Source organism: Spirosoma arboris, from assembly GCF_009754945.1.
In the GTDB taxonomy this organism is placed as follows: domain Bacteria; phylum Bacteroidota; class Bacteroidia; order Cytophagales; family Spirosomataceae; genus Spirosoma; species Spirosoma arboris.
Genome location: NZ_WPIN01000019.1, coordinates 126,366 through 146,698 on the forward strand (window position 1 = coordinate 126,366; position 20,333 = coordinate 146,698).

At 46.4% G+C, this 20,333-nt stretch carries 33 protein-coding genes; 1 reads left to right on the forward strand and 32 read right to left on the reverse strand.

Features of this window, described 5'->3' with window-relative positions; all coding sequences use genetic code 11:
* Positions 1 to 3 precede the first annotated feature (3 nt).
* The 22 genes from GO755_RS33420 to GO755_RS33520 form a co-directional block, all read right to left on the reverse strand.
* A complete protein-coding gene (locus GO755_RS33420) occupies positions 4 to 675 on the reverse strand; it encodes a hypothetical protein (protein WP_157589788.1) in 672 nt (223 codons plus the stop codon).
* The gene (locus GO755_RS33425; protein ID WP_157589789.1) at positions 659 to 829 is read right to left on the reverse strand and encodes a hypothetical protein; all 171 of its coding nucleotides are present in this window, start codon (positions 827 to 829) and stop codon (positions 659 to 661) included. Before GO755_RS33425 ends, GO755_RS33420 begins: the two co-directional genes overlap by 17 nt.
* Positions 826 to 1,263 carry a protein kinase family protein gene (locus GO755_RS33430; protein WP_157589790.1) on the reverse strand — a complete coding sequence of 146 codons (438 nt, stop codon included), beginning with the start codon at positions 1,261 to 1,263 and terminating at the stop codon, positions 826 to 828. Before GO755_RS33430 ends, GO755_RS33425 begins: the two co-directional genes overlap by 4 nt.
* Before the next feature lie 42 nt (positions 1,264 to 1,305).
* Positions 1,306 to 1,857, reverse strand: a complete 552-nt coding sequence (locus tag GO755_RS33435; protein ID WP_157589791.1) for a C40 family peptidase — start codon at positions 1,855 to 1,857, stop codon at positions 1,306 to 1,308.
* Positions 1,764 to 2,312, reverse strand: coding sequence for a hypothetical protein (locus GO755_RS33440; RefSeq protein ID WP_157589792.1), 549 nt, complete (start codon positions 2,310 to 2,312; stop codon positions 1,764 to 1,766). The genes GO755_RS33435 and GO755_RS33440 overlap by 94 nt, the downstream gene beginning before the upstream one ends.
* Position 2,313: 1 nt before the next feature.
* On the reverse strand, positions 2,314 to 2,511 hold the full coding sequence (locus GO755_RS33445; RefSeq protein WP_157589793.1) for a hypothetical protein: 198 nt from the start codon (positions 2,509 to 2,511) through the stop codon (positions 2,314 to 2,316).
* 13 nt (positions 2,512 to 2,524) lie between these two features.
* The gene (locus GO755_RS41925) at positions 2,525 to 2,653 is read right to left on the reverse strand and encodes a hypothetical protein (RefSeq protein WP_262887038.1); all 129 of its coding nucleotides are present in this window, start codon (positions 2,651 to 2,653) and stop codon (positions 2,525 to 2,527) included.
* Positions 2,650 to 3,330: an N-acetylmuramidase family protein gene (locus GO755_RS33450; protein WP_157589794.1), complete on the reverse strand. Its 681-nt coding sequence runs from the start codon at positions 3,328 to 3,330 to the stop codon at positions 2,650 to 2,652. The genes GO755_RS41925 and GO755_RS33450 overlap by 4 nt, the downstream gene beginning before the upstream one ends.
* A gap of 166 nt (positions 3,331 to 3,496) precedes the next feature.
* Positions 3,497 to 3,697: a hypothetical protein gene (locus GO755_RS33455; RefSeq protein WP_157589795.1), complete on the reverse strand. Its 201-nt coding sequence runs from the start codon at positions 3,695 to 3,697 to the stop codon at positions 3,497 to 3,499.
* Positions 3,698 to 3,707: 10 nt separating this feature from the next.
* Complete coding sequence (locus GO755_RS33460; RefSeq protein ID WP_157589796.1) at positions 3,708 to 4,172, reverse strand: hypothetical protein; 465 nt, start codon at positions 4,170 to 4,172, stop codon at positions 3,708 to 3,710.
* Entirely contained in the window at positions 4,156 to 4,815 is a 660-nt protein-coding gene (locus GO755_RS33465) for a hypothetical protein (RefSeq protein WP_157589797.1), read from the reverse strand. The genes GO755_RS33460 and GO755_RS33465 overlap by 17 nt, the downstream gene beginning before the upstream one ends.
* Positions 4,812 to 5,438 (reverse strand): hypothetical protein, encoded by a 627-nt coding sequence (locus GO755_RS33470; protein ID WP_157589798.1) that lies wholly within the window; start codon positions 5,436 to 5,438, stop codon positions 4,812 to 4,814. Before GO755_RS33470 ends, GO755_RS33465 begins: the two co-directional genes overlap by 4 nt.
* Entirely contained in the window at positions 5,435 to 6,148 is a 714-nt protein-coding gene (locus tag GO755_RS33475) for a hypothetical protein (protein ID WP_157589799.1), read from the reverse strand. Before GO755_RS33475 ends, GO755_RS33470 begins: the two co-directional genes overlap by 4 nt.
* An 85-nt stretch (positions 6,149 to 6,233) precedes the next feature.
* A complete protein-coding gene (locus tag GO755_RS33480) occupies positions 6,234 to 6,884 on the reverse strand; it encodes a hypothetical protein (RefSeq protein WP_157589800.1) in 651 nt (216 codons plus the stop codon).
* Between the two features lie 76 nt (positions 6,885 to 6,960).
* Positions 6,961 to 7,440, reverse strand: a complete 480-nt coding sequence (locus tag GO755_RS33485; RefSeq protein WP_157589801.1) for a hypothetical protein — start codon at positions 7,438 to 7,440, stop codon at positions 6,961 to 6,963.
* A gap of 6 nt (positions 7,441 to 7,446) precedes the next feature.
* On the reverse strand, positions 7,447 to 7,782 hold the full coding sequence (locus GO755_RS33490; protein WP_157589802.1) for a hypothetical protein: 336 nt from the start codon (positions 7,780 to 7,782) through the stop codon (positions 7,447 to 7,449).
* Positions 7,783 to 7,785: 3 nt separating this feature from the next.
* Positions 7,786 to 8,133 (reverse strand): hypothetical protein, encoded by a 348-nt coding sequence (locus GO755_RS33495; protein ID WP_157589803.1) that lies wholly within the window; start codon positions 8,131 to 8,133, stop codon positions 7,786 to 7,788.
* Positions 8,126 to 8,479, reverse strand: coding sequence for a hypothetical protein (locus GO755_RS33500; protein WP_157589804.1), 354 nt, complete (start codon positions 8,477 to 8,479; stop codon positions 8,126 to 8,128). Before GO755_RS33500 ends, GO755_RS33495 begins: the two co-directional genes overlap by 8 nt.
* 49 nt (positions 8,480 to 8,528) lie before the next feature.
* Positions 8,529 to 9,038, reverse strand: coding sequence for a hypothetical protein (locus GO755_RS33505; protein ID WP_157589805.1), 510 nt, complete (start codon positions 9,036 to 9,038; stop codon positions 8,529 to 8,531).
* Between the two features lie 32 nt (positions 9,039 to 9,070).
* Positions 9,071 to 9,424 (reverse strand): hypothetical protein, encoded by a 354-nt coding sequence (locus GO755_RS33510; RefSeq protein ID WP_157589806.1) that lies wholly within the window; start codon positions 9,422 to 9,424, stop codon positions 9,071 to 9,073.
* 361 nt (positions 9,425 to 9,785) lie between these two features.
* The gene (locus tag GO755_RS33515; protein WP_157589807.1) at positions 9,786 to 10,391 is read right to left on the reverse strand and encodes a recombinase family protein; all 606 of its coding nucleotides are present in this window, start codon (positions 10,389 to 10,391) and stop codon (positions 9,786 to 9,788) included.
* Positions 10,392 to 10,610: 219 nt separating this feature from the next.
* Positions 10,611 to 11,120, reverse strand: a complete 510-nt coding sequence (locus GO755_RS33520; protein WP_157589808.1) for a PAS domain-containing protein — start codon at positions 11,118 to 11,120, stop codon at positions 10,611 to 10,613.
* A gap of 315 nt (positions 11,121 to 11,435) precedes the next feature.
* Between GO755_RS33520 and lysM the strand changes: the two genes are divergently transcribed.
* The gene (lysM, locus tag GO755_RS33525) at positions 11,436 to 11,900 is read left to right on the forward strand and encodes a peptidoglycan-binding protein LysM (protein ID WP_157589809.1); all 465 of its coding nucleotides are present in this window, start codon (positions 11,436 to 11,438) and stop codon (positions 11,898 to 11,900) included.
* 255 nt (positions 11,901 to 12,155) lie between these two features.
* Here the strand turns inward: lysM and GO755_RS33530 are convergent, their stop codons facing one another.
* The 10 genes from GO755_RS33530 to GO755_RS33575 all read right to left on the reverse strand — a co-directional run bounded on the left by GO755_RS33530 (position 12,156) and on the right by GO755_RS33575 (position 20,248).
* Complete coding sequence (locus GO755_RS33530; RefSeq protein ID WP_157589810.1) at positions 12,156 to 12,338, reverse strand: hypothetical protein; 183 nt, start codon at positions 12,336 to 12,338, stop codon at positions 12,156 to 12,158.
* Between the two features lie 202 nt (positions 12,339 to 12,540).
* Complete coding sequence (locus GO755_RS33535; RefSeq protein WP_157589811.1) at positions 12,541 to 14,019, reverse strand: T9SS type A sorting domain-containing protein; 1,479 nt, start codon at positions 14,017 to 14,019, stop codon at positions 12,541 to 12,543.
* Positions 14,020 to 14,037: 18 nt separating this feature from the next.
* On the reverse strand, positions 14,038 to 14,700 hold the full coding sequence (locus GO755_RS33540; protein ID WP_198175005.1) for a porin family protein: 663 nt from the start codon (positions 14,698 to 14,700) through the stop codon (positions 14,038 to 14,040).
* 1,549 nt (positions 14,701 to 16,249) lie between these two features.
* The gene (locus tag GO755_RS33545; protein ID WP_157589813.1) at positions 16,250 to 16,456 is read right to left on the reverse strand and encodes a hypothetical protein; all 207 of its coding nucleotides are present in this window, start codon (positions 16,454 to 16,456) and stop codon (positions 16,250 to 16,252) included.
* Positions 16,457 to 16,459: 3 nt separating this feature from the next.
* Entirely contained in the window at positions 16,460 to 16,666 is a 207-nt protein-coding gene (locus tag GO755_RS33550; protein WP_157589814.1) for a hypothetical protein, read from the reverse strand.
* Positions 16,667 to 16,770: 104 nt separating this feature from the next.
* A complete protein-coding gene (locus tag GO755_RS33555; protein WP_157589815.1) occupies positions 16,771 to 17,418 on the reverse strand; it encodes a hypothetical protein in 648 nt (215 codons plus the stop codon).
* Complete coding sequence (locus GO755_RS33560) at positions 17,415 to 18,158, reverse strand: hypothetical protein (protein WP_157589816.1); 744 nt, start codon at positions 18,156 to 18,158, stop codon at positions 17,415 to 17,417. Before GO755_RS33560 ends, GO755_RS33555 begins: the two co-directional genes overlap by 4 nt.
* 34 nt (positions 18,159 to 18,192) lie before the next feature.
* Positions 18,193 to 18,861: a hypothetical protein gene (locus GO755_RS33565; protein ID WP_157589817.1), complete on the reverse strand. Its 669-nt coding sequence runs from the start codon at positions 18,859 to 18,861 to the stop codon at positions 18,193 to 18,195.
* Positions 18,862 to 18,866: 5 nt separating this feature from the next.
* Positions 18,867 to 19,418 (reverse strand): hypothetical protein, encoded by a 552-nt coding sequence (locus GO755_RS33570; protein WP_157589818.1) that lies wholly within the window; start codon positions 19,416 to 19,418, stop codon positions 18,867 to 18,869.
* 20 nt (positions 19,419 to 19,438) lie between these two features.
* Complete coding sequence (locus GO755_RS33575) at positions 19,439 to 20,248, reverse strand: hypothetical protein (RefSeq protein WP_157589819.1); 810 nt, start codon at positions 20,246 to 20,248, stop codon at positions 19,439 to 19,441.
* Positions 20,249 to 20,333: the final 85 nt, after the last annotated feature.

Here is a 20,333-nt window from a genome sequence, read left to right on the forward strand (position 1 = left end):
CGGTTAGGTTAAAATGTCCAGCCAGCCATTCCGACCGCAGACCTTGAGAATGTAATTTTTGGCTTCGGCAGGAACGGCATCGATCAGCTCGTCCGTGGTCAGCGTTTTGGCAATCTTGCGACTCGACAAGAGGTAATAGCCCTGGTTATAGCGCGCTTCGACATAGTCACACCGGAGTAGCCCACTGGCCGAATGTTCCCGGATGAACAGCGAAAGGGTCAGTGCTGCCAGCATGGTATTGAACTCAGGGTCTTTCAAGGCCGGTAGGATAATGGCCTGCCAGGCGGAATCTTTAAACACGCTGGTATCATCCACTTTTAAAATCTTATCTAACTGACTGCCCAGTTTCTTTCTGAAAACCGCTTTCTTCTCATCGGTCAGTAGTTTTTTAGTGTTGGCCAGAGCTAGCATATCCAGGCCCACAAAGGGCTTGATTTGACCCAAACCGACCGCTCCTTTGAAGTTGACCGAATCCGGTTTGGCATCTTCGTTTTCAGTCAATAGCGTCGCTTTCAAGAGATAATCTGGCACGGTATTGAGCCGGCACGCCTGCTCGATTTGGGTGCCGTAGGTCGCACTCAGATAATCGGCAGCCGCCTGGTGACGGGCAATGTCCGTGGGTTTAAAGTCACTATGACTCCTGGCCACCATCGGTATGTTAAGCGAAAGATTCATAGCTAATCGGAGCGTCCGGGTAGTTGACCTTGTTGACACGAAAGGACCGGTTACGTTCGTCGCGGGCCGGTTTGCGATAGTACCAGTCGTAGGCAAAAGCGGATAGGCCCACCACGAATAGAACCAGTAAGAGTTGAATGGCGGAGCGAGTCATGGTTGGTTGGCTTTTGATTCCCCGTCAGCACTGTAGCCCGTGGTCGTACTTTTCTTATTTTGCTTACTGAGCAGTTCGTCAATTTCCTTGAGCGACACAATGGTTTCCTGCTTGAGCGAAACCGATTTGCGCAACTGGGCAATTTCATTGGCAAGACTTTTTTTCTTGTCTAACAGGGCTTTCTTTTCTGATTCCAGCTCCTTGACGTTATCCACCAGGGCCGAAATTTCCTCAGTGGGCAAGACGACTTTAACGGGCGTTTCTACGGGCAAGGCGGCCTGATTGACCAGCAGGCTGTCCGACTCCTTAAGAGCCACGTCCAGGCTATCCGAAACGGATCGAAGGCCAACGCTTTGATTGACCTGACGCCAGGGGCGGAAGGCGAGTATCAGCGCTAGTCCGGCAATACAGAGTAATTTGGTGTACGTTTTCATCTGTCGAGAATTGAGTGGCGTAGACCAGTTTTCATAGGCGTGTCAGTTAAAAAAATCGATTCGATTGACCACCAGGCAATCTTTCTTGAGTCGTCGTTTGGCAAAAACGCCTTCCTCTTTGGCATTGGCGGGGTTGGACGTGTTACCCCCAATCACCCAGAAATAGTCTTCGTCGCTAGGCCAGTTTAAAATCAATTCGACGTGGCAAATGCGGCTTTGTCCGAATCGATATAAAGCCACGTCACCTGCCAGCGGAGGACGTTTGGCCACTTGACGACCCCACCGGCTAATGATGGTTTTGGCCGGAAGTCCCCAATTAGCGGCCAGGGCTGCTCCCTTGACGCCATGTTTAATCACTGCCTGGGTATAGCAGTGGTGTAGAAACAAACCGCACCACATCGTTCCCGGACCGTAGCCATAAGGCTGAATGAACAGCCGGTAGGGTTCGCCCCGATTTTCGCCCGTTTCCCGCACGCCAATGTATTGCTGGGCCACGGCCACTACCGCCCGACGTTCACCGATTCGGGGAGCCTGACCATAAGCAAGAGTATGAATAATAAGCAGTTGAGCCAGAACGCGACAAAAAAGAGCCATACCTGTTGGGTGGGAGATAAATGGTTAAGCATGAAGGTTGCTAAGTCAAATTTCTGGTTCCCATCAGGCCGATAAAACGCCCACAAGACCGGGGCCGTAATCGATAGCAGAGCCAGGACCGCCATATAGACATAAGCCATTCGATAGGTGGCCGTCCATAGTTGGATCATGGTATTGGAAAAAACGAGTTCACCCGGGTGCAAGGCACCGACCGTAAATTCGGTATAATCGGCCATCGCGTAGAAGACCAGAAAGGCCAGCAGTAACGAGCCAAAGCGTTTGTGGAGCACCGGCAGGGCTTGCCGCGCACTCCGACCCAATTCGCCCAGGTTGAGCCAGCTCCGTTCGGGCTGCGAAGGGGTGGGCCCTGGATCAGACGAGGGTGCTGGCTGATCCAGGGGCGTAGGTTCCGCAATCGGTTCCGTTTTGGGTTGATTTCGGATATTGAGTTGCATATCAGAATGTGGTTCGGAGTTGTTGCAGAGCAGTAATAGCCTGGTCAATTTCCTGACGAATCATCTGGTCAAGCAGTTTACAGGCGGCTACCTTATCCACGGTTGAAAGCCCTTCATCATTTAAGGCATTGAATATGCCTTGAGCGGCTTCCTGCGCACGATCAATAGTCGGTGTTTCGGATGGTTGGTTAGTAGGCATAGAGATTGTGGCACTAGGCCGATTTGTTGTTTTTGTAGTACTCTCGGATACTCAGGTAGTTGGCGACCAGGGAAAGACAGGTCGAGAGGACCACCACGCCCACGAAAATGAGCGACCAGGTTTTATTCGCTTTGGTATTCATGTCAGTGCTTGTTTGAATTTGGTTTTCGTGTAGGCCCACATAGCTGACCATTTACCATCAAAAGCGTAATACGCAGCAGCCCCCAGCAGACATAGGGCAAGTAGGGCCAAAACAGTGCTTCCATCCATCCAGGGTTGTTTCGTCACGGGGTCATTGGTGACCGGAAAAGCCTGCGTACGGTACTTGGCATAAGCAGCCGCCAATTTTCCGTCGTAATTATTGGCTTTGTACCCCGCTCCGTTGTAGCGGTAAGCGAATCCGGCCCAATTATGCGTCCGTAGTTCATCATCGATCTGATTGGCTTTCACGAAGGCGATAAAGGCGTTTAATTGAGCCAGTTCCCCCGTTTTCATGGCCGCTACAAATGCTTCGACCGAGCTATACCCACAGTCTTCATAATTGAAGCCCATGATTTGGTAACGGCCCCAGGAGGTTGACAGCATGGCCGCTCGGGCATTTTTTAGCACCGCCTGGTTAAAAGCGGCATTGCCGGAGCCCGTTATCGTTATGCCTGTATAGCCCTTGAATTTGGCCGACTCGAACCGAATAACGATTTGTCCAGCACTGTCAAACCCTTTCCCGTTGCTCTCGACTTCATCGACGGCCCGGATGGTCGGCACATCGGTACCTAACTCCTTGGCGGCTTGAATCAGATCGTTATTGGTCAGGCTTAACATGATTTGTCAAGGGATAGGACTAGCGGGCATTCGCGCTGCAGTAAAGACTAATTGATCTATGCTCCAGCTTTCTGTGAGTGAGCTGCGGGGTTTGCCGCTCGATCACGCACACTTGCCCGGTGAATGGCATACCGAACAAGTCTTTTTTTGGTCTGCTCCCGCTTTTTCATGTGCGTAGGGCTTTGTGAACGATCACGTCTTTTACCCCGACCAGAATAACCCCGGCGAGTACCACCAGAAAGGCCATTAAGGCGAAGTAGCTGACCGTGGGCGTATCGAGTTCGTGTTTGACGACGATGGGCACGCCCTCTTTCGAGATTTTGTCGATGCCATCGACTACTTTTCCTAAATCATCTACGAGTGCCATAATTCTTGACTTATTTGTCCATTCCTAATTCCCGCATTCGCTTCAGGATTTCGCGTTTGCGTTGTGCTGCCAGCCCAATCGGACCGAAATACTCCCCATCGATCACCGTATAGAGGGTTTGCCCCTTACCCGCCAGATAGCGTTGGTTATACTGGTTGAAGATGTAGACGAGCTGGTTATCGGTCAGAAACAGAATCTTTTCGACGGCGAGTGTCTTTTCATCGACATCCAAACTCCATCCGTCGAATGCCTGAAACAGCGCATCCAGAATGTTCGGTGCCTGCTTGCTCACAAAGTCATCCGTTACCGGGTCTTTGGTGGGCGAAGCCGGATAGCTGACCGTCACCCCTTTACCCGAATTTCGCCCGATGAAGTAGACCACCAGCAGGACCCCGGCAATCAACAGGGCGTACTGCAAAGGCCGGTAGGCCAGGGCATTCTTCACCGAATCCGGGACTCTAATTTTTGGGAGCATGACGTTGATACAGTTTTGCGATCACTAGGCCAACGATAACAGCAACTAGGCCAATGCCAACCCATTTGAGTGTACCGAGCAGCCCTGTTCCTACCGTGTTTTCAAGCGTTGTACCAACAGAAGGCTCTGGTTCTGGCCCAGTGCCGTCCGGCGTAGGTAAAGCACCTGCGGGAACTTTGCTGGTAATGTAATTACGCGACACCCAGCCCATTCCACCACTGGCTAGGCTGAATAAGGTAAATCCGTTGCTCGTTGTACCATCCGTTGTGCCAATCAAGGCATTCGGTTTTAAGACAAGCAGGATATTCTTGGACGAGGCCGACGTAGCGGTCGAGCGGACATTAACCGAGTTTGGACCAGGAATTACATAATACGTTGCCGAGTTAGCCAAGTATTCATAAACAACCTCCTGACGGATGTAGGCATACTGATAACGGACGCTGTTATACGTGAGCGGAGTTGCCAGCTTTACGTAAGCATAATCGGTCAGTAGGTAGGATTCGGTTCGCTCATAGATGCCGATCACGGTGCTCTCTTTGACAGAGCCAATTTTGGTGCCACCAGGCTTGGTGTAGAGAAAGAAAAATTCATCTACGTTCTTATCTGGTCCGGCTTTCGTTTTTAAGCTTGCTCCGATTTTCATGGTTTCTTTTTGGGCTTGTTAAACGACATGACCAGCACCACAATGAGCGTTACGATACCCAATCCCAGCACACCGTATAATCCCCAGGTGAGGTATTTTTTGGTCGTATCGGTTTCCGTAGGCGGTGTGGTCGTTGGGGTAGTCGTAGTAGGTGCAGGTACCAATACGTAGACGGTTTTACCATCCGAGGCCGTTACCGGTACACGCCCGGCTCCGGGAGTTGTGGATACATCGGAGGTATCCTTGGTAGGAGCTGAGGTACTGCCGGTCGAGCCACTGGCTACCCCGTTATAGCTTCCATCGCTATTGGGTGCGCTGGTATCTTTCGAGGCATCGTAGGCCGGATTCGTCTCTAGCGTGACATCATCGGCGAGTAGATACAATGCTGTCACCTGGGGAACACTGAGCACTAGACCAAAGGAAACGCGTAATACCTCCAGCCACGTCTTTATGCCGTCACTAAAGTTCTTGCCCGTAGCTGTACCAACCGTTTGAGGCCCATTGATGAATTCTGGCGTTATTCCTGATGACTCGGGCGAACTGTAGACTCGCACAGAATCGGGGGCCACTACCTTGACCAACTGACCACGCTGGCTAGCCTTGTATGTGTACGTACTGCTCATTTCTTTTTGCGAAGTAAAACGACAAGCAATCCAGCGAATAGGGTAAGTATGCCTACTCCAATCAGTATGTTTGTCGTGGTGAATACAGTCGATTTTGTGCTGGTAGCCGGAGTCGTTCCCGTACCATCGGTCAGGCCCGTTTTGGGCACCGTGCTCGTGGTGAGTGTTTTTTTGCTTTCTGGGGTCAGCGCCAAGAACTGCTCCCATTCCGTGGCATAGCCGTTGGGAAAGGTGAGTAGCCAACTGTCTTCCCCTTTCGCGTTGGTCTGCTTGACAATGGTGGGTGTGGGTATGCCGGGAAAGGATTTCAAGGCGGTTTCAATTTCCTGCCGTTTGTCCTCTTCCTGGGCTACCTGAGTAGCCCCTTCCCGATACGTGTCTCGTACCCAGCCGATACCTTCATCATCGATGTTGATATAAGCCTCGTGAAACTCAGGAATATCGACCCCGCCACCAAAGAGACCACCCCCCACCGTTACCCAGACAAAGTTGAGTACCTTCAGGAATTGGGGTCCCTCCGTGCTGGGATAGATCTGGTCATCCGCTACTTTGCCAATGGCTTCGCCTTTCCGGTAGTCCCGCAAGGCGTGATTGCCATTCTGGTCGTTGGTATGGGTTGGGCTGGCGTTAATACTGGGAGCCAGATAAACGCCGACGCGATCTTTTAAGGCGTAGATCATCTCGCCAACCTTGGGAGCAATATAGGCCATGATGCAGGTGAGAAAAAATAGGCCAGGATACGGGCCACATGGGACCATCCCGGCCTATTCGTTGATGAAGTGTACTGCTATTGGCTTACTTTCTGCCGCCCGACTTTTTCTTGCGGGTAGCCAGGTAGATGATGCCCCCCACCACGACCGCAGCCACGACGGCGATAATGATTTTAGTGGTCTTACTCATACCCGTGGTGGTGGTTGCCCCACTCGTTGAAGTGGTGGCCGCGTCACCCGTGACGGCAGTAGTCAGTTTGGTGAGCAGGGTTTGCTGGGTAGCAGCCGCGTCATCCGCCTTTTTCTGGGCATCCGCTGCCGATACGTAAGCTTTCACGCTACCATCCGCCGTTTGCTCGAAGGGCATCAGCTCATTCGATGCGTTGACCGGTACTAAGCCATTGTCGATCAGTCCGAGCGACTGAATTTTCGAGAGCGTTGGGGCCAAAGCAGCCAGGTCTTTCAGGGCCGGGATGTTGTTGGGCAGGGCCAGTCCAAGCAAATTGGTCAGGTACTGAGCCTGCTTGATAGCGGGTTGCTCGATCACCGTATTATCACTGGCTTTGAGAACCGAGACGACGGGAATCAGCGTGTTTTTGTAGTAACGAAGGTCAATCTTGAACTTAACGGCCTGGCCGTTATAGGAAGCTACGTCAATCGTACCGAATGAATCGCCATCCCGGAGCTGACCTGCTACGAAGCCGTTACGGGCTGTGTGGCCTGTTGCAAATGCCATGATAAACTTTGTTTGTTAGTGAAGTTGAAAAATGATCAGTGTGCCGGGGGACGCGGTAAGTTGTTGACTAGGTGACTTAACAGAGTTGTCTGCGCGGGTCGCGTATTCGTCGGTTTTTGGGCTCTACCCAGATAAGGCTCTCAGCCGGATCGTCTTTTAGGCTTCGATGAAACCGTTTACCCGTATTATCCCGAAAGACACTTGTGACCGATTGGGCAGACGTGTTTTTTACTGTCGATTGGGCCATACGTCCGCGCTGGGGTGCCGGGTGGTCATCCTGAGCCAGTAGACAAGGATTCGCCAGAATACTCGTGGCCGTGCCATTGGGCATCGACTGGTCGATCTGGATAGTTGGTTCAAATTGGACCTGAATAGCAACCGGGTAATCCAAATGCTGGACAACGGCTACACGTTGATCCGTTTGGGCTGTGAACAAATCAACGGGTTGTTGCTTGTCGGGCTTAACTTGAACAGAGGTGGCCGCTGGTGGGCTACTGGCTTGGGTTTGGCAGAGGGCCGAAACGCAAAGTAAGAGAGTAAGTGCAATCGTTTTCATCGGTTTTTATCTGGTTTTAAGACGTGAATTGCTTAGGGCAATGAGTGACAGTATCAAAAGTAAGGCAGCGGTAGCGTAAAGGGATAGACTGATCGTCCGTTGGGTTTGGACCTGTGTTTGAGTCGCTTGCAAGGCTGCATTGGCCTGTTCAGCATTAAGATTATCCAGCGTTCGGATATAGGTGGCATACTGGTCGATCTGAGCGGTCGTGTTTTTAGCCTGCTGGTCCGTGATTGCCTGTTGTCCCGCCTGCTCCAATTGATTATTCGCCTGGATTTGCGAGAAAATACCCGCTCCGGCAGAGAAGATGGATAAGGCTAACGGAATCAAAAACAACGGCATCGCCTACTTCGCTTTTCGTTTCAGGATCAAGAGCACGGATACCGTGGCAATGAGCAGTAGGCCACCAATGATGCCCACCATTACTAACGTATCGTTGCGCTTCTGATCGTTGTAGGTAGCCAGCGCCGAATCCCGATCCGCTTGCAACTTGGCTAAGCTTAGATCGAACTGCTCTTTACTGAGCGTCGCATCGTTGGTCAGTTGGGCTAATTTGACCTGGTAGTCTCCTCGAATCTGATCCCCTTCATTTTTGACCAGTCCCTGTCCGATGGAACCGGCAGAACTAATCAGGCTCGAACCCGCTCCGCCACTGCCAAACAGATTGCTCCAAAAGCTGGTACTGTTATCCATGTTGCTTGCGTTTTTTGGTGATGATGATGGCAATCACGACGCCCAGTAGGGTCACGCCCACCGCCACATACATCAGAATCGTTTGCTGCTTTTTCTTCTTGGCAGCGGCCTGCTGGGCATCAAATTCCTCCTTAGCGATCCGGGCGGCTTCTTCCTGGGCTGCGGTACTGGTATTGGTCCCCGTGTCGATGCCCCGCTTCTGGGCTTCCTTTTGGAGTATCTGTCCCAATTGCTCAATCGCCTGTTTGGCACCCGCGCGTAACACCTCATTGATTCCGTCTTTCACCTCAGGGGAAAGCGATTGTTCGGCAATGCCGTATTGGGCGAGAAACGTGCTGGATGTCATTGGTCTTGAGCAATTGAGACAAATACTAGATTCGGGTGGCTTCGTTCGATTACGACAGAGGTGGCAGGGTACTCGTCGCAGAACCAGGCATGGCGACCTTGAGCGTCAACTTTACGCGTTGACCCGCCAGCAGCTTCATTTCCAGCGAATTCATTTGGCCCGACTTGAAGGGCTCCGAGAACGTATGCAGGACTGCCGATTTGCCCGGCACCAGCGTAGCGACCGTTTCAATGTTAGTCACTGTAGCGGGCTTGAACTCGACGTAAGTCTTTTGAACGAAATTCATAGTGGCTTGCGCCAGACTATCCGAATCTACCTCAATGGCGACAATCTGAATGTTTTCCAGTTGAGAGAGGTATTCGTCAAATTCTTCGAGCGCACCGGCAGGAACGATTTCAGAAACCTGAATATCCACCTTACTGGCTTCATCTTTGAATGATTCTTCAGCAAGAAACTTACCCTTGAGCAGTTTAGCACGGCGCAACATGGCCGGAATCAGAATGGCCATTACGTCCCCATCGGAGGGGTTGACCAGGACGAACGAAATTTCGGAGTTCATATGAAAGTTTATTTTATCAGTGTAAACCGGACCTAGACCGCCGGAGTGGTTGCAATTTTTTCACCCTTTGGGGTCGCATCGACGGGTTCAGTATCCTCATCATCCTGCTCTATTACGGGTGGTCTGACGATTCGCTTTTTACCTTGATCGGCTTCGAATTTTAGGTCCGCCAACTCATTTTCGGCTTCATGAATCTGATTCTCGATCCGTTCCAGTTTGGCTAATCGGTACGTATGCGATTTGGCCAAAAAGGAACGGTAGACCACGACCAGCAAGGCTAACGCTGCCAGGCAACCAATGAAGGCCGCAATGGTAATGGTGGTGGTTTGCGTCCAGTTAATTCGACTCATGCGGGGGGCACGTACTACGGCTTGTTGGTACTCCATCTGTGTAGGGGGTTTGTTTGAATTTTCGTTGCCGGGTGGTTCGTGCGTGGGGGTAGGCTGCGTCTAGACCTACCCCGTTGCACACCAAACCCCCCGGTTTAGTCGGATCAAACATAGAAGACGTGTCAAGAAGAAATTTTGGAGTTGGCAGGTAATCAACCGCTTATCGGGGGTAAATGCCTGTAATCACCCGGTTATCAGGGGTAAATGCCCGGTTATTGGGGGTAAATTTTAGGTCCATTTTTACCAAAAAAGCCGCTGACAACTCGGTCAACGGCTTCAAATTATAGGGCTGAGGCCCTATATTGAGTCATTATAGGGTCTCAGCCCTATAATTTGAATAAGTGATGCTGACTTACAGCTAGTTAGATGTCACTTCTTGAGCAATATCTTCGCCAATTTTCACGCCCTTAGCACGTAAATACTTGTACAAAGTCCGCTTGCTGCCGATTCCCAACATCTTGCAAATCTTATTTCCCGTGTTACCGCTTTGGTACAACGTTTTAGCTGCACTGGCCTTAATATCGGCTTCTTTGCTTAAGCCTGGCTTACGCCCACCTGTTCGACCACGAGCACGGGCCGCTGATAAGCCAGCATTCGTATTTTCGACAATGGTATCCCGAACGAATTCAGAGAGTACCGAGAAGATGCCATAGATTAACCGCCCTTCGATTGTACTGGTATCCATCGAAACAGCCAGGCACTTAAATTGTACCTGCTTTTCGCGTAGTTCATTCATCAACTCAATCAGGTCGGAGAGTGACCGCCCCCAGCGGTCGAGCTTCCAAACAACGACGGTATCGCCAGCCCGGAGCTTTGCCCGGAGTTTGTTTAGCTCTGGCCGATTTTTTTTAGTGCCGGTAATTTTCTCCATAAAGATTTGCTCGCAACCGGCCTGCGTTAAAGCGTCCTCCTGTAAGTTGAGATTCTGGTCTCGTGTTGAAACCCTACCATAGCCGAAAATCATAAGCGGTTTACTTTTTAAAGCTCTAATTGCTAAAAATAAACCTTGAATTTGTAAACCACAATAGTAAACCTTTTTGATGCACTTTTGTCTGAGGGCAACAGGCTGAAATGGTGGTACACGAAAACCTTCGTTTGAGTAAACCGCTTCCCTGCTCAAAAATATTATCTGGGTTAAGTTGATCTATCTTCACCAACTCTTAGAATGTTAAGCAAATGGCTTTCATTCGGATTCGACTTCTCGTTCAAAGGCAATAAAGTTGACGACTTGTTTTTGCCGGTTTACGATGGGTAGAATGATGATCTGGCACCAATAGGGGGTTTGGTCTTTTCGGTAATTCAGTAGACGTCCACGTACTGGCTTTCGTCGATCAATAGCCTGTTTGATGCGCTGGCGAATTTGTTGGAATGTGCCCTCGCCCTGTAAAAAGCTTGGTCGACGGCCCAGAGCTTCTTGGCGGGAATAACCCGTCATTTGTTCGAACGAAAGATTCACATATTGAATAATCTGATCAGTATCCGTAATCACAATTGCCCATTTATCACTTAATAATTTGTGTCGAATTGATGCAGGCAGTTGCCACTTTTGCACTTTTGCCAACGACATCCATCCATATCCTTCGGTTGTCAAGTGCGTCTTTTGCCTGAATTCCCAGCCCACCAATAAGGGCGCTTGTAGAAATTCCTGATGGCGCTCAGTTAGGTATTTGTCGTAAGGTCCGCAGAAATCCATAGGTGGACAAAGTTAGTGTTTCTGCCAACCTATTAGTTGGTAACAGACTAAGCGTGACTATATTTATTTTCTAACTAATTTGTCTTCTATGTATGGATGCCCATCTTAAGGATTCTTATTTGTAGGTGTTACTAGATGATCGTTCAACAGTTAGTAAAGTCCAAATTGCCAAATGTCCCGTAATCAGTAAACTTGCTAAAGGCTATAGGTGGTTATATTGAAACAATCGCTTGAAGACGAAGTTGTTGTAGGCAAGTCGAGTGGCATTTCTGCTAGCCGTTTTATCATATGTTTCATTAAAACCATACGAAACCAATGGGTTTGTTATCATTTTTCAAAGGAGTAGGCGAAAAAATCTTTCATAATGATGCGCCAGCCGCACCAGCAGAGGCGGAAAAAGTTGAACCCGTTCGGGCACAAGCGCTGCTTGACCACGTGAAGCAACTAGGCCTTGCTTACAACACCTTGACGGTTAAGACCAAGGGCGATACCGTTACCATTACGGGCTCGGTGAAGTCGCAAGAAGATGCTGAAAAGATAGCTTTGGCTGTCGGTAATGTAGAGGGTGTCTCAGCGGTAGATAATCAACTGACGGTTGACGAGCCTGCTCCAGAAGGCAAATATTACACGGTAAAATCAGGTGACTCTCTGTCAAAAATTGCTCAGGAGGTCTACGGAGATCCGATGAAGTATGGGGTTATTTTTGAAGCCAATAAGCCCATGTTGAGTGATCCAGATAAAATCTATCCTGATCAAGTACTCCGGATTCCGCAGCTATAAAAGAACGAGTATAAAATTTTAGTGCTGTCGAGGTAGTAGGCTGCTATTGGATAGCGCCTACTACCTCGACAGCACTAAAATTTTATAGCTAGGCGGCCCCCCTGCCAATAATTCATAGTGAGCCTGACCACCATGCCGAGCTATCAACAGGCAAATAGTTATCAACTAACTTTGGCAGGGGAAAGAAATAACCATTTGTTAAAAAGATTTTTGATGCTTACAAACGACCGTTTTGTTATGCCCGGCGTCGGCTTTTTACCGACCACACTGATTTAGTAATGCACCTTTTTCAATTGGCAGTATTTGCGTAATTGTATCGAATACGACGGCCAAACTTGATGAAGAAGAAGTTAGTGTTATTACTGTTGATTTGGCCCCCGAAATAGGCGATGATTCCGTTGAAATGACCAACAAAACTGGATTTAAAATTGAAGTCATGGATTTTAAGAATGGTGTGAATAGGGGTTCGAGCCAGCATTGATAGTTAATGTCTCAAGAAACAGCAGGTTACCATTTAGACGGTTAAAAAAGGACTGAATATAATATCCCATAAATAATAGTCCTCTGTGCAGATTAATTCCTTGAATTAAAAAAAAGTTTTATAGAGTTATAAAAAACAATCCGGCGATTTCAATAACTATTAATTCAGTATTACCCTGGTTCTATTTACAGGCGTTTTTTGGTCCTGTTTGTAAATATGTAAATAATAGATACCCCGTGGTATATCTTTTACATTCATCTGAATGCTCGGATTATTGCCTAATTTATTGTTTTTGTATGTTTCCTTGACATTAACCACTTGAACTGGAATAAGTGAATTTTCAGGAAGTAAATCAATCTCGTCTGGAAGTGATTCCGCGGAATCAACATTTAAGAATTCAACGTTTAAATCATTTCCTGCTGGATTAGGAGAAACCTTACTCATAATACCGCAATCAGTAGCAGTAACTAAATAATTATAAGTTACACTCCCACACGCATTTATCCCTGTTGCATTCAGATAATAGCTGCCGGTAGCAAGTGCAGTTACATATGCAATTGGATTTGCGCTGTATACTGATAAATTTCCTGAGCTGGATGACCATGAAATAGTTGAGGCTTCGTAAATATTATTATTAGTTAAGTCATAAGTTTCCGGATTATTCAAACATATTGAAGATGGACCTGTAATACTATGTGCTGGAGGACCTACATATATATTTTTTGTCTGTACAATATTGGAATTTCCACAAGCATCACTAACCGATGCCTGTACATAACCTGCTCCTGGATTCGATAGGTTATAGGTCACCTGCGGACTTCCAGTGCCTTGACCACTTGAAACATATAAGTTTGAACTAGTTGACCAAGAATAAGAAGAAATATAGGAATCACTAATGGAGTAGGTATTCGTACTACAAACTAACGTGCCTCCTGTTATAGAGTAATTTGCCGCTGACCTAGAAATTGTAAAATATCGTTGGTCAGAATATTGACTGACTCCTGAACAAGATGTTGTATTTCTTAAAGAAAAGTTTCCTGCACTAGTTGCATGTGGCTGTAGAACAATTTGATAGACATAATAATCATGCCCATCATAAGTACTAATTCCTTGATAGCTTTTGGATATTGTCGACCAACCTGAGGGTAAACCGATACTATAGGTCCCATCAAAATCACCTTGAACTTGATTTCCAGCAGCCTTATTTACGTAGGCGTAGATTGTTACATTAGCTGTACTACCACACGGTACAGCTAATGAGTTTGGATCATTAAAGCCACCTGACGTAATTTTTTCAACATTGGGTATTTTGCCAGTAAAGGTACCGCTAGTCAAATAGGTAACGGTAGGACAGTACTCTTCAACTGTTATTTTATAGCCACCTGCTGGTACAACACCACTAGTCCATTGAACTGTGTGCTGAGTAATCGCAGTATTATCTATGCTAGTTGAGTTGTTCTCAGTGAAAACCCCACCGGTAACTGTCCAACGCGTGTTGGAATTTAAACAATGACGCCCATAATTAAAAACGGATAGCTCATTTACACATACGGCTCCCGAGGTATTATTTAAACCTTGAGAAAAGCTACTTAGAGTTGTTATAAATGAGACAAACGCGAGTAAAATTATTCGTTTCATAGTTACAAAGGTTTTAAATTAGTGGAAAGAATATGACAAGGACAAGTGATTTGCTCTAGTTAAATAGCGTGTACCTGGATCTGTGGTTTTTGTCGCAATATTTAGTAAACCAACATCATATCGGTAAGAGACGGATATAGAATGAGATTTATATATATTTTTTGATATTGCTATTCCCAAAGTAGCTCCTACATTCCAGTCAATAAATGTATCAATTGGACGACTCTGACCTGTTGAATTCGATTGAACTGTATGATAAAATAAGATTGGTTCTAATATTTTCCCAACAAATAGTCCACCCTGAAGTGAAATAATAGGTTTAGCTGTATTTCTACTAAAAAAGTATTCAGCAGAGCTGCTTAGTTGAAGACTTCTCAAGCGATAAGAGTTTTCTATATCAAGTCCCTTTTCTGATGCACCAAGACTCAGATAATCAATACTGGATAAAAGAGCCCATCTTTCTTTTAGAAAAAAACGTCCCTGAATACCAGAGGGGAATAATAATACATGGTTTTTATAAGTAGTTGTTGAATGAAAAGAGAAATTCGAAAAACCAATACCGCCATGTATACCAACCCCGCTATAGGATTTTTGAAGTGTCCTATTTGGCACAATGTCTTGACTATATGCTGCTTTTATCCCTATAAGGGATAAAAAGATTAGGTATAAGATATAGTTCATAGTAAATTTTAAACTTGATCGCTCCATATCCAAGTTTTAATCTTAAAAAGTATTATTCAATATGATAATTCCTGCTTTAAGACTTATTGAATTTTCCTTTGTTGTGCTTTTTCTGTGACAAGTATCCTACAAATTTCCTATTTGAAAAAATCTTACTTTGGTAATATTAGAAAGATCATAATTCTTTGAATTGGTAACTTATAGGGGTTTTATTATCGCAAGAAGAGTAATTATACCTAATATAAAAGAGTAATATTTTTTGTAATCTATACTCAAGTGGAAGTATAGCAAGGTTTTACTTCTGAGTAAATTTCAGTTTTAGAACTTAAAATTTGCAAAGAAAACTGAGCAGTTAGATTCGCTTAATTATAAAATATAACTATAAATTCTTTGAAAAATTAAACTTATCAAATAGTTTTATGAATATTTTCCTATACTAATTTATGGAGTTTTATCAACGGGAGAATCACTGTTTCTCTATGGGAAATTTCCCGTATTTAAAAATTAAAAAAAGCTAATAATTAACCGGAATATTATTCCATTTCCGGTGGTGGCTTAACTGTGTTGAAGGTCAAAAAAATAATGATTGATAAATAAGCCGATTAATGTGTCGTGTACAAACATCGTTTGGGGATACCAAAAAAATGGTCCACTACTTTTCAGAAGTGGACCGAAATTAAAAATCAATGTGGAATAGGCTCAGGAACGAAACAGCGTGAGTTGCGTCTTGATCTCCTTCGTTCGACGGTAGGATGCCTGACGTTCTTCTAGCTCCAAAGCTTTGAGTTTGCGAAATTTGCTTTTATAATACAATTTACATATAAAAAACGGCTAATTCGCGTAGGATTAGCCGTTTTTTGTGCTAAAAACAGAATTGAGTATAGAGGTAAGTGCCTGTACTCCAGATGTGAAAAACTGTGAATTGACCAGGGGTATCTAGCTGAGCTCACTCACACTTACCACTAAAGGGTATAGGCAGAAAGCTCAATTTATTTTTTATAAGTATTTTGGTTGACTTCAGAATAATATTCTGCTGCCTAACTTAATACTAGTTCTTGAGATGGCTAGGCAACACCGGACCGGGCTAGAGTCAACCGAATTGGGACCGTTTTTTTTGACGAGTTCCAAATATTCTTCTGAAAATTGGATTGCTATAATTTTTACATACAAATAGAAATGGCTCCTGAATAAGTCAGGAGCCATTTCTATTTGTATGTAAAAAACTCTTAGTTGAGTATAGCAGGAGAGGGAACCAAGACTAATTGACCATTCTTAAAATCCATCACTTCAATTTTAAATCCGGCCTTGTTGGCCATCTCAACGGAATCATCGCCTATTTCGGGGGCCAAATCAACAGTAATAACACTAACTTCTTGTTCATCAAATTTGGCCGTCGTATTCGATACAATTACGCAAATACTGCCAATTGAAAAAGGTGCATTACTAAATCAGTATAGTCGGTAAAAAGCCGACGCCGGGTCATAGCTAAAATGTGGTTAAATACGGTTAGTTAATAAATATGCTAAGATAACATTTTGTTAACTGGATTTTAATGATCGTAACCGGGAACAAACTTGTCCATTAGGTACTGAACAACAGGCGGGTTCATTTTTTTTCTGTAGGGTACCCAGCCTAATTTAATCATTTCAATCCAATCATCAGGGGTTAGGCAACACTGAAACAACGTAACGTCGTTGTAGCCCGCACGCTTCGCAATATCGGTCATAAAACAGGCTCGGTACTTGTAGAGGGCCATTGTTCATTGGTTGCGTTCACGAATCCGCTTTTCGTTTAGTTTGGCGGAAATACACCGTTTCAGTACAGCTTTGATATTGCAGGGCCAGAAATACCAATAAAATGTCCCCTCACTTTCCTTTTCGGCCTTTCGAATTCGGTACAGCGTCGATAAGGACAAGGTGGACAGGTTTGGCTCTTTATAGTAGTCGATACTCCTTTTCTTTGCCATTGCTCACTTCATGTATCGAAAACAGATATAACCAATGGCGAGCACAGTTAAGATACCTGTGACGAATCCTAGTAGTAAGCCAGCTAAAAAAAGGTCGTCCATACTCAATCGGCGGAGGTTATATCAATCACGCGAAAAGCTAATTTAGGTTGTTCCGGCAGGGGATAAAGCCGGGCATTTTCAGCTTTTATTTCAGCCATTGCCCGCTCAATTTTATGGGGCACCGGCACTTTAACCGGTAGTTTTATATCTGACGTTTTGCGTAAGATGATATACTCCGAATGGCGAAACAGAAACGGCGCTGGTTCAGCCAGGCTATGCAGATTAAACAGGTAATCATTGCATAGATTTCGACTGTTGAGAATCAACTTGCGCACGGGTTCCGAGAGATTTCCGGCCATGTACGAAGTGGCATCCTCAAATACCACAAATGAATTTTTCACCCATTGATTGACCAGCGTAAAAAACAGGTCGATGTCTTCACATTCCCGGCAAACAAAGAAAGGATACGGCTCTTTACTGGCTAGTCGATTGAACCGGCTGATGTCATCGATAGCAATGCCAATATAGTCGTCATATTCAGACTGGCAACCCACATCAAACACCAGAACGGGTTTACCTTGGCGTTTGAACATTTCCACTTGAATATTGATACTGCCCTGCGTTTTACCCGTTTTCTTGGCGCCTACAGCCAAAAAAATAGACGACGCTCGTTTCTTATTTTGCAGTTCTGGAAGGAGAATCTTACTCATAGACGGGAGGGTTCTAAGCAAAAGGGTTTGGTATTCCTACCCTGCCAATTGACGCCCATTTCGGCCCGTTCGCTATCCAGATGAATCCCGTAGAATTCCGGTATAAGATGCCGTTTGCCAATGGGGAAGGCTTTGGCGAAAACAACGTCCGTATGGTCCGCACCGTGGCTATTTTCGGGGTAGCGCGTTACCCCCGATTCCGATGGATTCCAGAGCTGAAAGAAGCCAATCGGAAACCAACCATCCGGCTGATTGTAGTGAGCCACCCGGCTCCCCATCGGAAAGGCGCGGGCTTGTACCAAATAATACAGTTCGTGCATAGCCACGGGCTTAGCCAGATAGTTGACCCAATCCCGGTAGCTATGACACATCAATCGATCAATGCCGTAGATGCTTTCAGAGTCCAAATGAGCCAGCTCTAGAATCGTTCGCGTCCACGGTGGCAGATAAATGTCTGAATCCAGGTGCACCACCCAATCCGTTTGCCCCAGTGCTGCCAATCCGACATTGATACCACGGGCTTTGTTGAACGTTGCCCCATCGTCATAAAAGCAATCAGTCTGAATGCACTCTACTCGGTAATACGCGCAGACCTGCTTGGTAAACTGGTCGGCTTTACTGGTAACGACAATGTACCGATCAAATAAATGCCGATTATGGGCAAGGGTTTGAACCAGAAAGTCGCCATAGTTGACGCAAACGCTGACGGCATCAATGCGTCGATTGGATAGAGAATTCATGTAGTCGTGAGGGGTGGTATTACCAGCGTACATTTTAGCGCATTGTTTTGTCTACCATCTTATTTACGGTCATCATACCTACCTGCATCAGGGGAGCCATTGCCTTGATAATCATGATCTCGGCTAACGTTTCGGTAATACTGCCCGTTTTGAGGGTTCCCCGTTTGTTTTTGGCCTTTAGATCGGCTTCAATAGACTTTCTTAGCAACGTGAGCTGCGCATCGCTGAGCCTGGCTTCTTCGTCGGCTTCGGCCAGGGCTTCTTCAAAATCATTCCAGCGTTCACGAGCCGCGAAATAGGGATGGTCATTACTGTAAGCCGGAATTTCCTTCGTCAGCGTCACATACTGTTCATACTCACGGACTAACTGCTTATCCCCTTCCCTGAGTTTTTTATAGGCGGTGTACCGATGAATGAAGCCAAAACACAGCGCAATAATGGCTCCCCACATTTCGGCTTTGGACTCCGCTTTCGTTTTGATCTCTTCAGCCGTCAGGGGAATATAAGGTTCCTCTTCCAACTCGGGATCAATGGTTGAGGAGGGGACCGTTGCCGGTTTTGGTCCAAACAAATTAGGCAGACTGAATACGGGTGTTTCAGGAAGCGCTTCGGCCACCGACTCCACCAAGCGGGGAGCTTCGGTAAGCACCTCCGACAAGGCAGAACCGGACCGATTTTCGACCAATTGAGCAAGTGGATTCATATAACTTATTGAGCAGTGCTAGTAGGGGAGCTTTCCGAAGCCGTTGACTCCGTGGCAACGGGGAAATATTGCCGAATGACGGGCATCATAATGGCCGAACGTTCGGGCGTTTTAAGCATCTGATGCAGTACCGCTTCGGTCATGGGGCCAGCATGGGCGGTAATGTCTTCCCAATTAATGACAATATCCTTTCCTTTCTTGATGGTCTTAGCGCCCGTTTTGACTGCTTGCATGACCGTCAGGCCTAACATACTATCCCGAAAATCTTCGGGAAATATTTGTTTGTTGGCTAGTAGGAACCGGCAGATACTGCCTGGTGTATATTCGGAAACGTGTAATCCGGTTTCGTCAATCAGCTCCGATTTGGTCAGAATCTGAAACAGGTTTTCGCAAAACTGGTCCCACTGTTTTTTTGCGAGAACACCTTCATTCCAGTCATGAATGAAGGTATCCGCTATGATCTGGGGAATTAGCTGAATACCTGTCAAAGCGACATTGGCCTCTTTTGTTGGGCCAAAGTCGTCGTCGGTTTCAACGAGGGCAAGAAATCGTTTCATTGAAAAATAATTAAAGGTGATTAGTTAGTCGCCAGGTAGGGAGCCAATAGTTCCTGAAAAAACTGGGAGTAATACGCGGCTGAATTCCAGCTATTTCGTTCCGCTTCTAAATAGAGCTGCTCCAATAACTCGGGTAGTACTTTAAAGAGACTATACAAGGGCTCTGCGGCACGTTTATCAATCGCATGGGCTTCGAGTGCCTTTTCCAATTTGTGCTGAATGTCCAGAAAGCGTAGTCGCCAGGCATCGTCGGTAGGAGGTGTTACCGGTTCGGGCTGGGGAGTGGGTGGCGGTGTGACCTTGGGTAACTTGGCCTGCTCAAGCAGTGTCGCCATTACTTGGATTTGCTGAGTCTTATTGGCACTTTCTTGTTGAAGATGTAAAATCGTCCTATTGGACTCTTCGATTTTTTCCAGTAGCCCATTGTAGGCTGTGGAAATCGCCATCAATTCCTTGTGCTTGGAGAGTAGGTTTACTCCGTAGTTGTGCGTGGTATTACCCGGTGTTACCTTATTAAGCTCTTCGACTGTCCGTTCAATTGAACGCATGACCACTATGGGCAATTTGAACGTCTTGGCTATGGTACCATCGGTAATACCTTCTGCTTCGGTTGACGGTAAACCGGCCATATTACCACTGTTTACCGGGTTTACCGGTTCAGAGGAGGGTGTACTCTCTATGGGTAATACCGGTAATACCTGGTTGCTAGTATTAGCTAAAATTGGAATGGGGGGAACAATTAGAAGGGGTGATGGAAGGGGTTGTTCACCTGCTTGGGTACTACTACCAAAGTTTTCAGGTAATACTGTGCTGTGAGCTAAGGGCGTCATTTACCTTTTTCGTTTCGTCGAAGGTAATACTCACCCATAGAGGTATATTTACTTAAATAACTTTATAGTATTTTTTGGTATATTG

What these genes read in the sequence shown, in the direction of transcription:
- GO755_RS33485 (WP_157589801.1), bottom strand. Translation starts at nt 7,440, where the DNA reads ATGAAAACGATTGCACTTACTCTCTTACTTTGCGTTTCGGCCCTCTGC.
- GO755_RS41925 (WP_262887038.1), bottom strand. Translation starts at nt 2,653, where the DNA reads ATGAATACCAAAGCGAATAAAACCTGGTCGCTCATTTTCGTGGGCGTG.
- GO755_RS33555 (WP_157589815.1), bottom strand. Translation starts at nt 17,418, where the DNA reads ATGAGTAAGATTCTCCTTCCAGAACTGCAAAATAAGAAACGAGCGTCG.
- GO755_RS33425 (WP_157589789.1), bottom strand. Translation starts at nt 829, where the DNA reads ATGACTCGCTCCGCCATTCAACTCTTACTGGTTCTATTCGTGGTGGGC.
- GO755_RS33570 (WP_157589818.1), bottom strand. Translation starts at nt 19,418, where the DNA reads ATGAAACGATTTCTTGCCCTCGTTGAAACCGACGACGACTTTGGCCCA.
- GO755_RS33445 (WP_157589793.1), bottom strand. Translation starts at nt 2,511, where the DNA reads ATGCCTACTAACCAACCATCCGAAACACCGACTATTGATCGTGCGCAG.
- GO755_RS33545 (WP_157589813.1), bottom strand. Translation starts at nt 16,456, where the DNA reads ATGGCCCTCTACAAGTACCGAGCCTGTTTTATGACCGATATTGCGAAG.
- GO755_RS33470 (WP_157589798.1), bottom strand. Translation starts at nt 5,438, where the DNA reads ATGAGCAGTACGTACACATACAAGGCTAGCCAGCGTGGTCAGTTGGTC.
- GO755_RS33465 (WP_157589797.1), bottom strand. Translation starts at nt 4,815, where the DNA reads ATGAAAATCGGAGCAAGCTTAAAAACGAAAGCCGGACCAGATAAGAAC.
- lysM (WP_157589809.1), top strand. Translation starts at nt 11,436, where the DNA reads ATGGGTTTGTTATCATTTTTCAAAGGAGTAGGCGAAAAAATCTTTCAT.
- GO755_RS33420 (WP_157589788.1), bottom strand. Translation starts at nt 675, where the DNA reads ATGAATCTTTCGCTTAACATACCGATGGTGGCCAGGAGTCATAGTGAC.
- GO755_RS33540 (WP_198175005.1), bottom strand. Translation starts at nt 14,700, where the DNA reads ATGAACTATATCTTATACCTAATCTTTTTATCCCTTATAGGGATAAAA.
- GO755_RS33440 (WP_157589792.1), bottom strand. Translation starts at nt 2,312, where the DNA reads ATGCAACTCAATATCCGAAATCAACCCAAAACGGAACCGATTGCGGAA.
- GO755_RS33495 (WP_157589803.1), bottom strand. Translation starts at nt 8,133, where the DNA reads ATGGATAACAGTACCAGCTTTTGGAGCAATCTGTTTGGCAGTGGCGGA.
- GO755_RS33510 (WP_157589806.1), bottom strand. Translation starts at nt 9,424, where the DNA reads ATGGAGTACCAACAAGCCGTAGTACGTGCCCCCCGCATGAGTCGAATT.
- GO755_RS33575 (WP_157589819.1), bottom strand. Translation starts at nt 20,248, where the DNA reads ATGACGCCCTTAGCTCACAGCACAGTATTACCTGAAAACTTTGGTAGT.
- GO755_RS33560 (WP_157589816.1), bottom strand. Translation starts at nt 18,158, where the DNA reads ATGAATTCTCTATCCAATCGACGCATTGATGCCGTCAGCGTTTGCGTC.
- GO755_RS33430 (WP_157589790.1), bottom strand. Translation starts at nt 1,263, where the DNA reads ATGAAAACGTACACCAAATTACTCTGTATTGCCGGACTAGCGCTGATA.
- GO755_RS33490 (WP_157589802.1), bottom strand. Translation starts at nt 7,782, where the DNA reads ATGCCGTTGTTTTTGATTCCGTTAGCCTTATCCATCTTCTCTGCCGGA.
- GO755_RS33450 (WP_157589794.1), bottom strand. Translation starts at nt 3,330, where the DNA reads ATGTTAAGCCTGACCAATAACGATCTGATTCAAGCCGCCAAGGAGTTA.
- GO755_RS33475 (WP_157589799.1), bottom strand. Translation starts at nt 6,148, where the DNA reads ATGGCCTATATTGCTCCCAAGGTTGGCGAGATGATCTACGCCTTAAAA.
- GO755_RS33530 (WP_157589810.1), bottom strand. Translation starts at nt 12,338, where the DNA reads ATGACTTCAATTTTAAATCCAGTTTTGTTGGTCATTTCAACGGAATCA.
- GO755_RS33455 (WP_157589795.1), bottom strand. Translation starts at nt 3,697, where the DNA reads ATGGCACTCGTAGATGATTTAGGAAAAGTAGTCGATGGCATCGACAAA.
- GO755_RS33435 (WP_157589791.1), bottom strand. Translation starts at nt 1,857, where the DNA reads ATGGCTCTTTTTTGTCGCGTTCTGGCTCAACTGCTTATTATTCATACT.
- GO755_RS33535 (WP_157589811.1), bottom strand. Translation starts at nt 14,019, where the DNA reads ATGAAACGAATAATTTTACTCGCGTTTGTCTCATTTATAACAACTCTA.
- GO755_RS33565 (WP_157589817.1), bottom strand. Translation starts at nt 18,861, where the DNA reads ATGAATCCACTTGCTCAATTGGTCGAAAATCGGTCCGGTTCTGCCTTG.
- GO755_RS33550 (WP_157589814.1), bottom strand. Translation starts at nt 16,666, where the DNA reads ATGGCAAAGAAAAGGAGTATCGACTACTATAAAGAGCCAAACCTGTCC.
- GO755_RS33505 (WP_157589805.1), bottom strand. Translation starts at nt 9,038, where the DNA reads ATGAACTCCGAAATTTCGTTCGTCCTGGTCAACCCCTCCGATGGGGAC.
- GO755_RS33500 (WP_157589804.1), bottom strand. Translation starts at nt 8,479, where the DNA reads ATGACATCCAGCACGTTTCTCGCCCAATACGGCATTGCCGAACAATCG.
- GO755_RS33480 (WP_157589800.1), bottom strand. Translation starts at nt 6,884, where the DNA reads ATGGCATTTGCAACAGGCCACACAGCCCGTAACGGCTTCGTAGCAGGT.
- GO755_RS33515 (WP_157589807.1), bottom strand. Translation starts at nt 10,391, where the DNA reads ATGATTTTCGGCTATGGTAGGGTTTCAACACGAGACCAGAATCTCAAC.
- GO755_RS33520 (WP_157589808.1), bottom strand. Translation starts at nt 11,120, where the DNA reads ATGGATTTCTGCGGACCTTACGACAAATACCTAACTGAGCGCCATCAG.
- GO755_RS33460 (WP_157589796.1), bottom strand. Translation starts at nt 4,172, where the DNA reads ATGCTCCCAAAAATTAGAGTCCCGGATTCGGTGAAGAATGCCCTGGCC.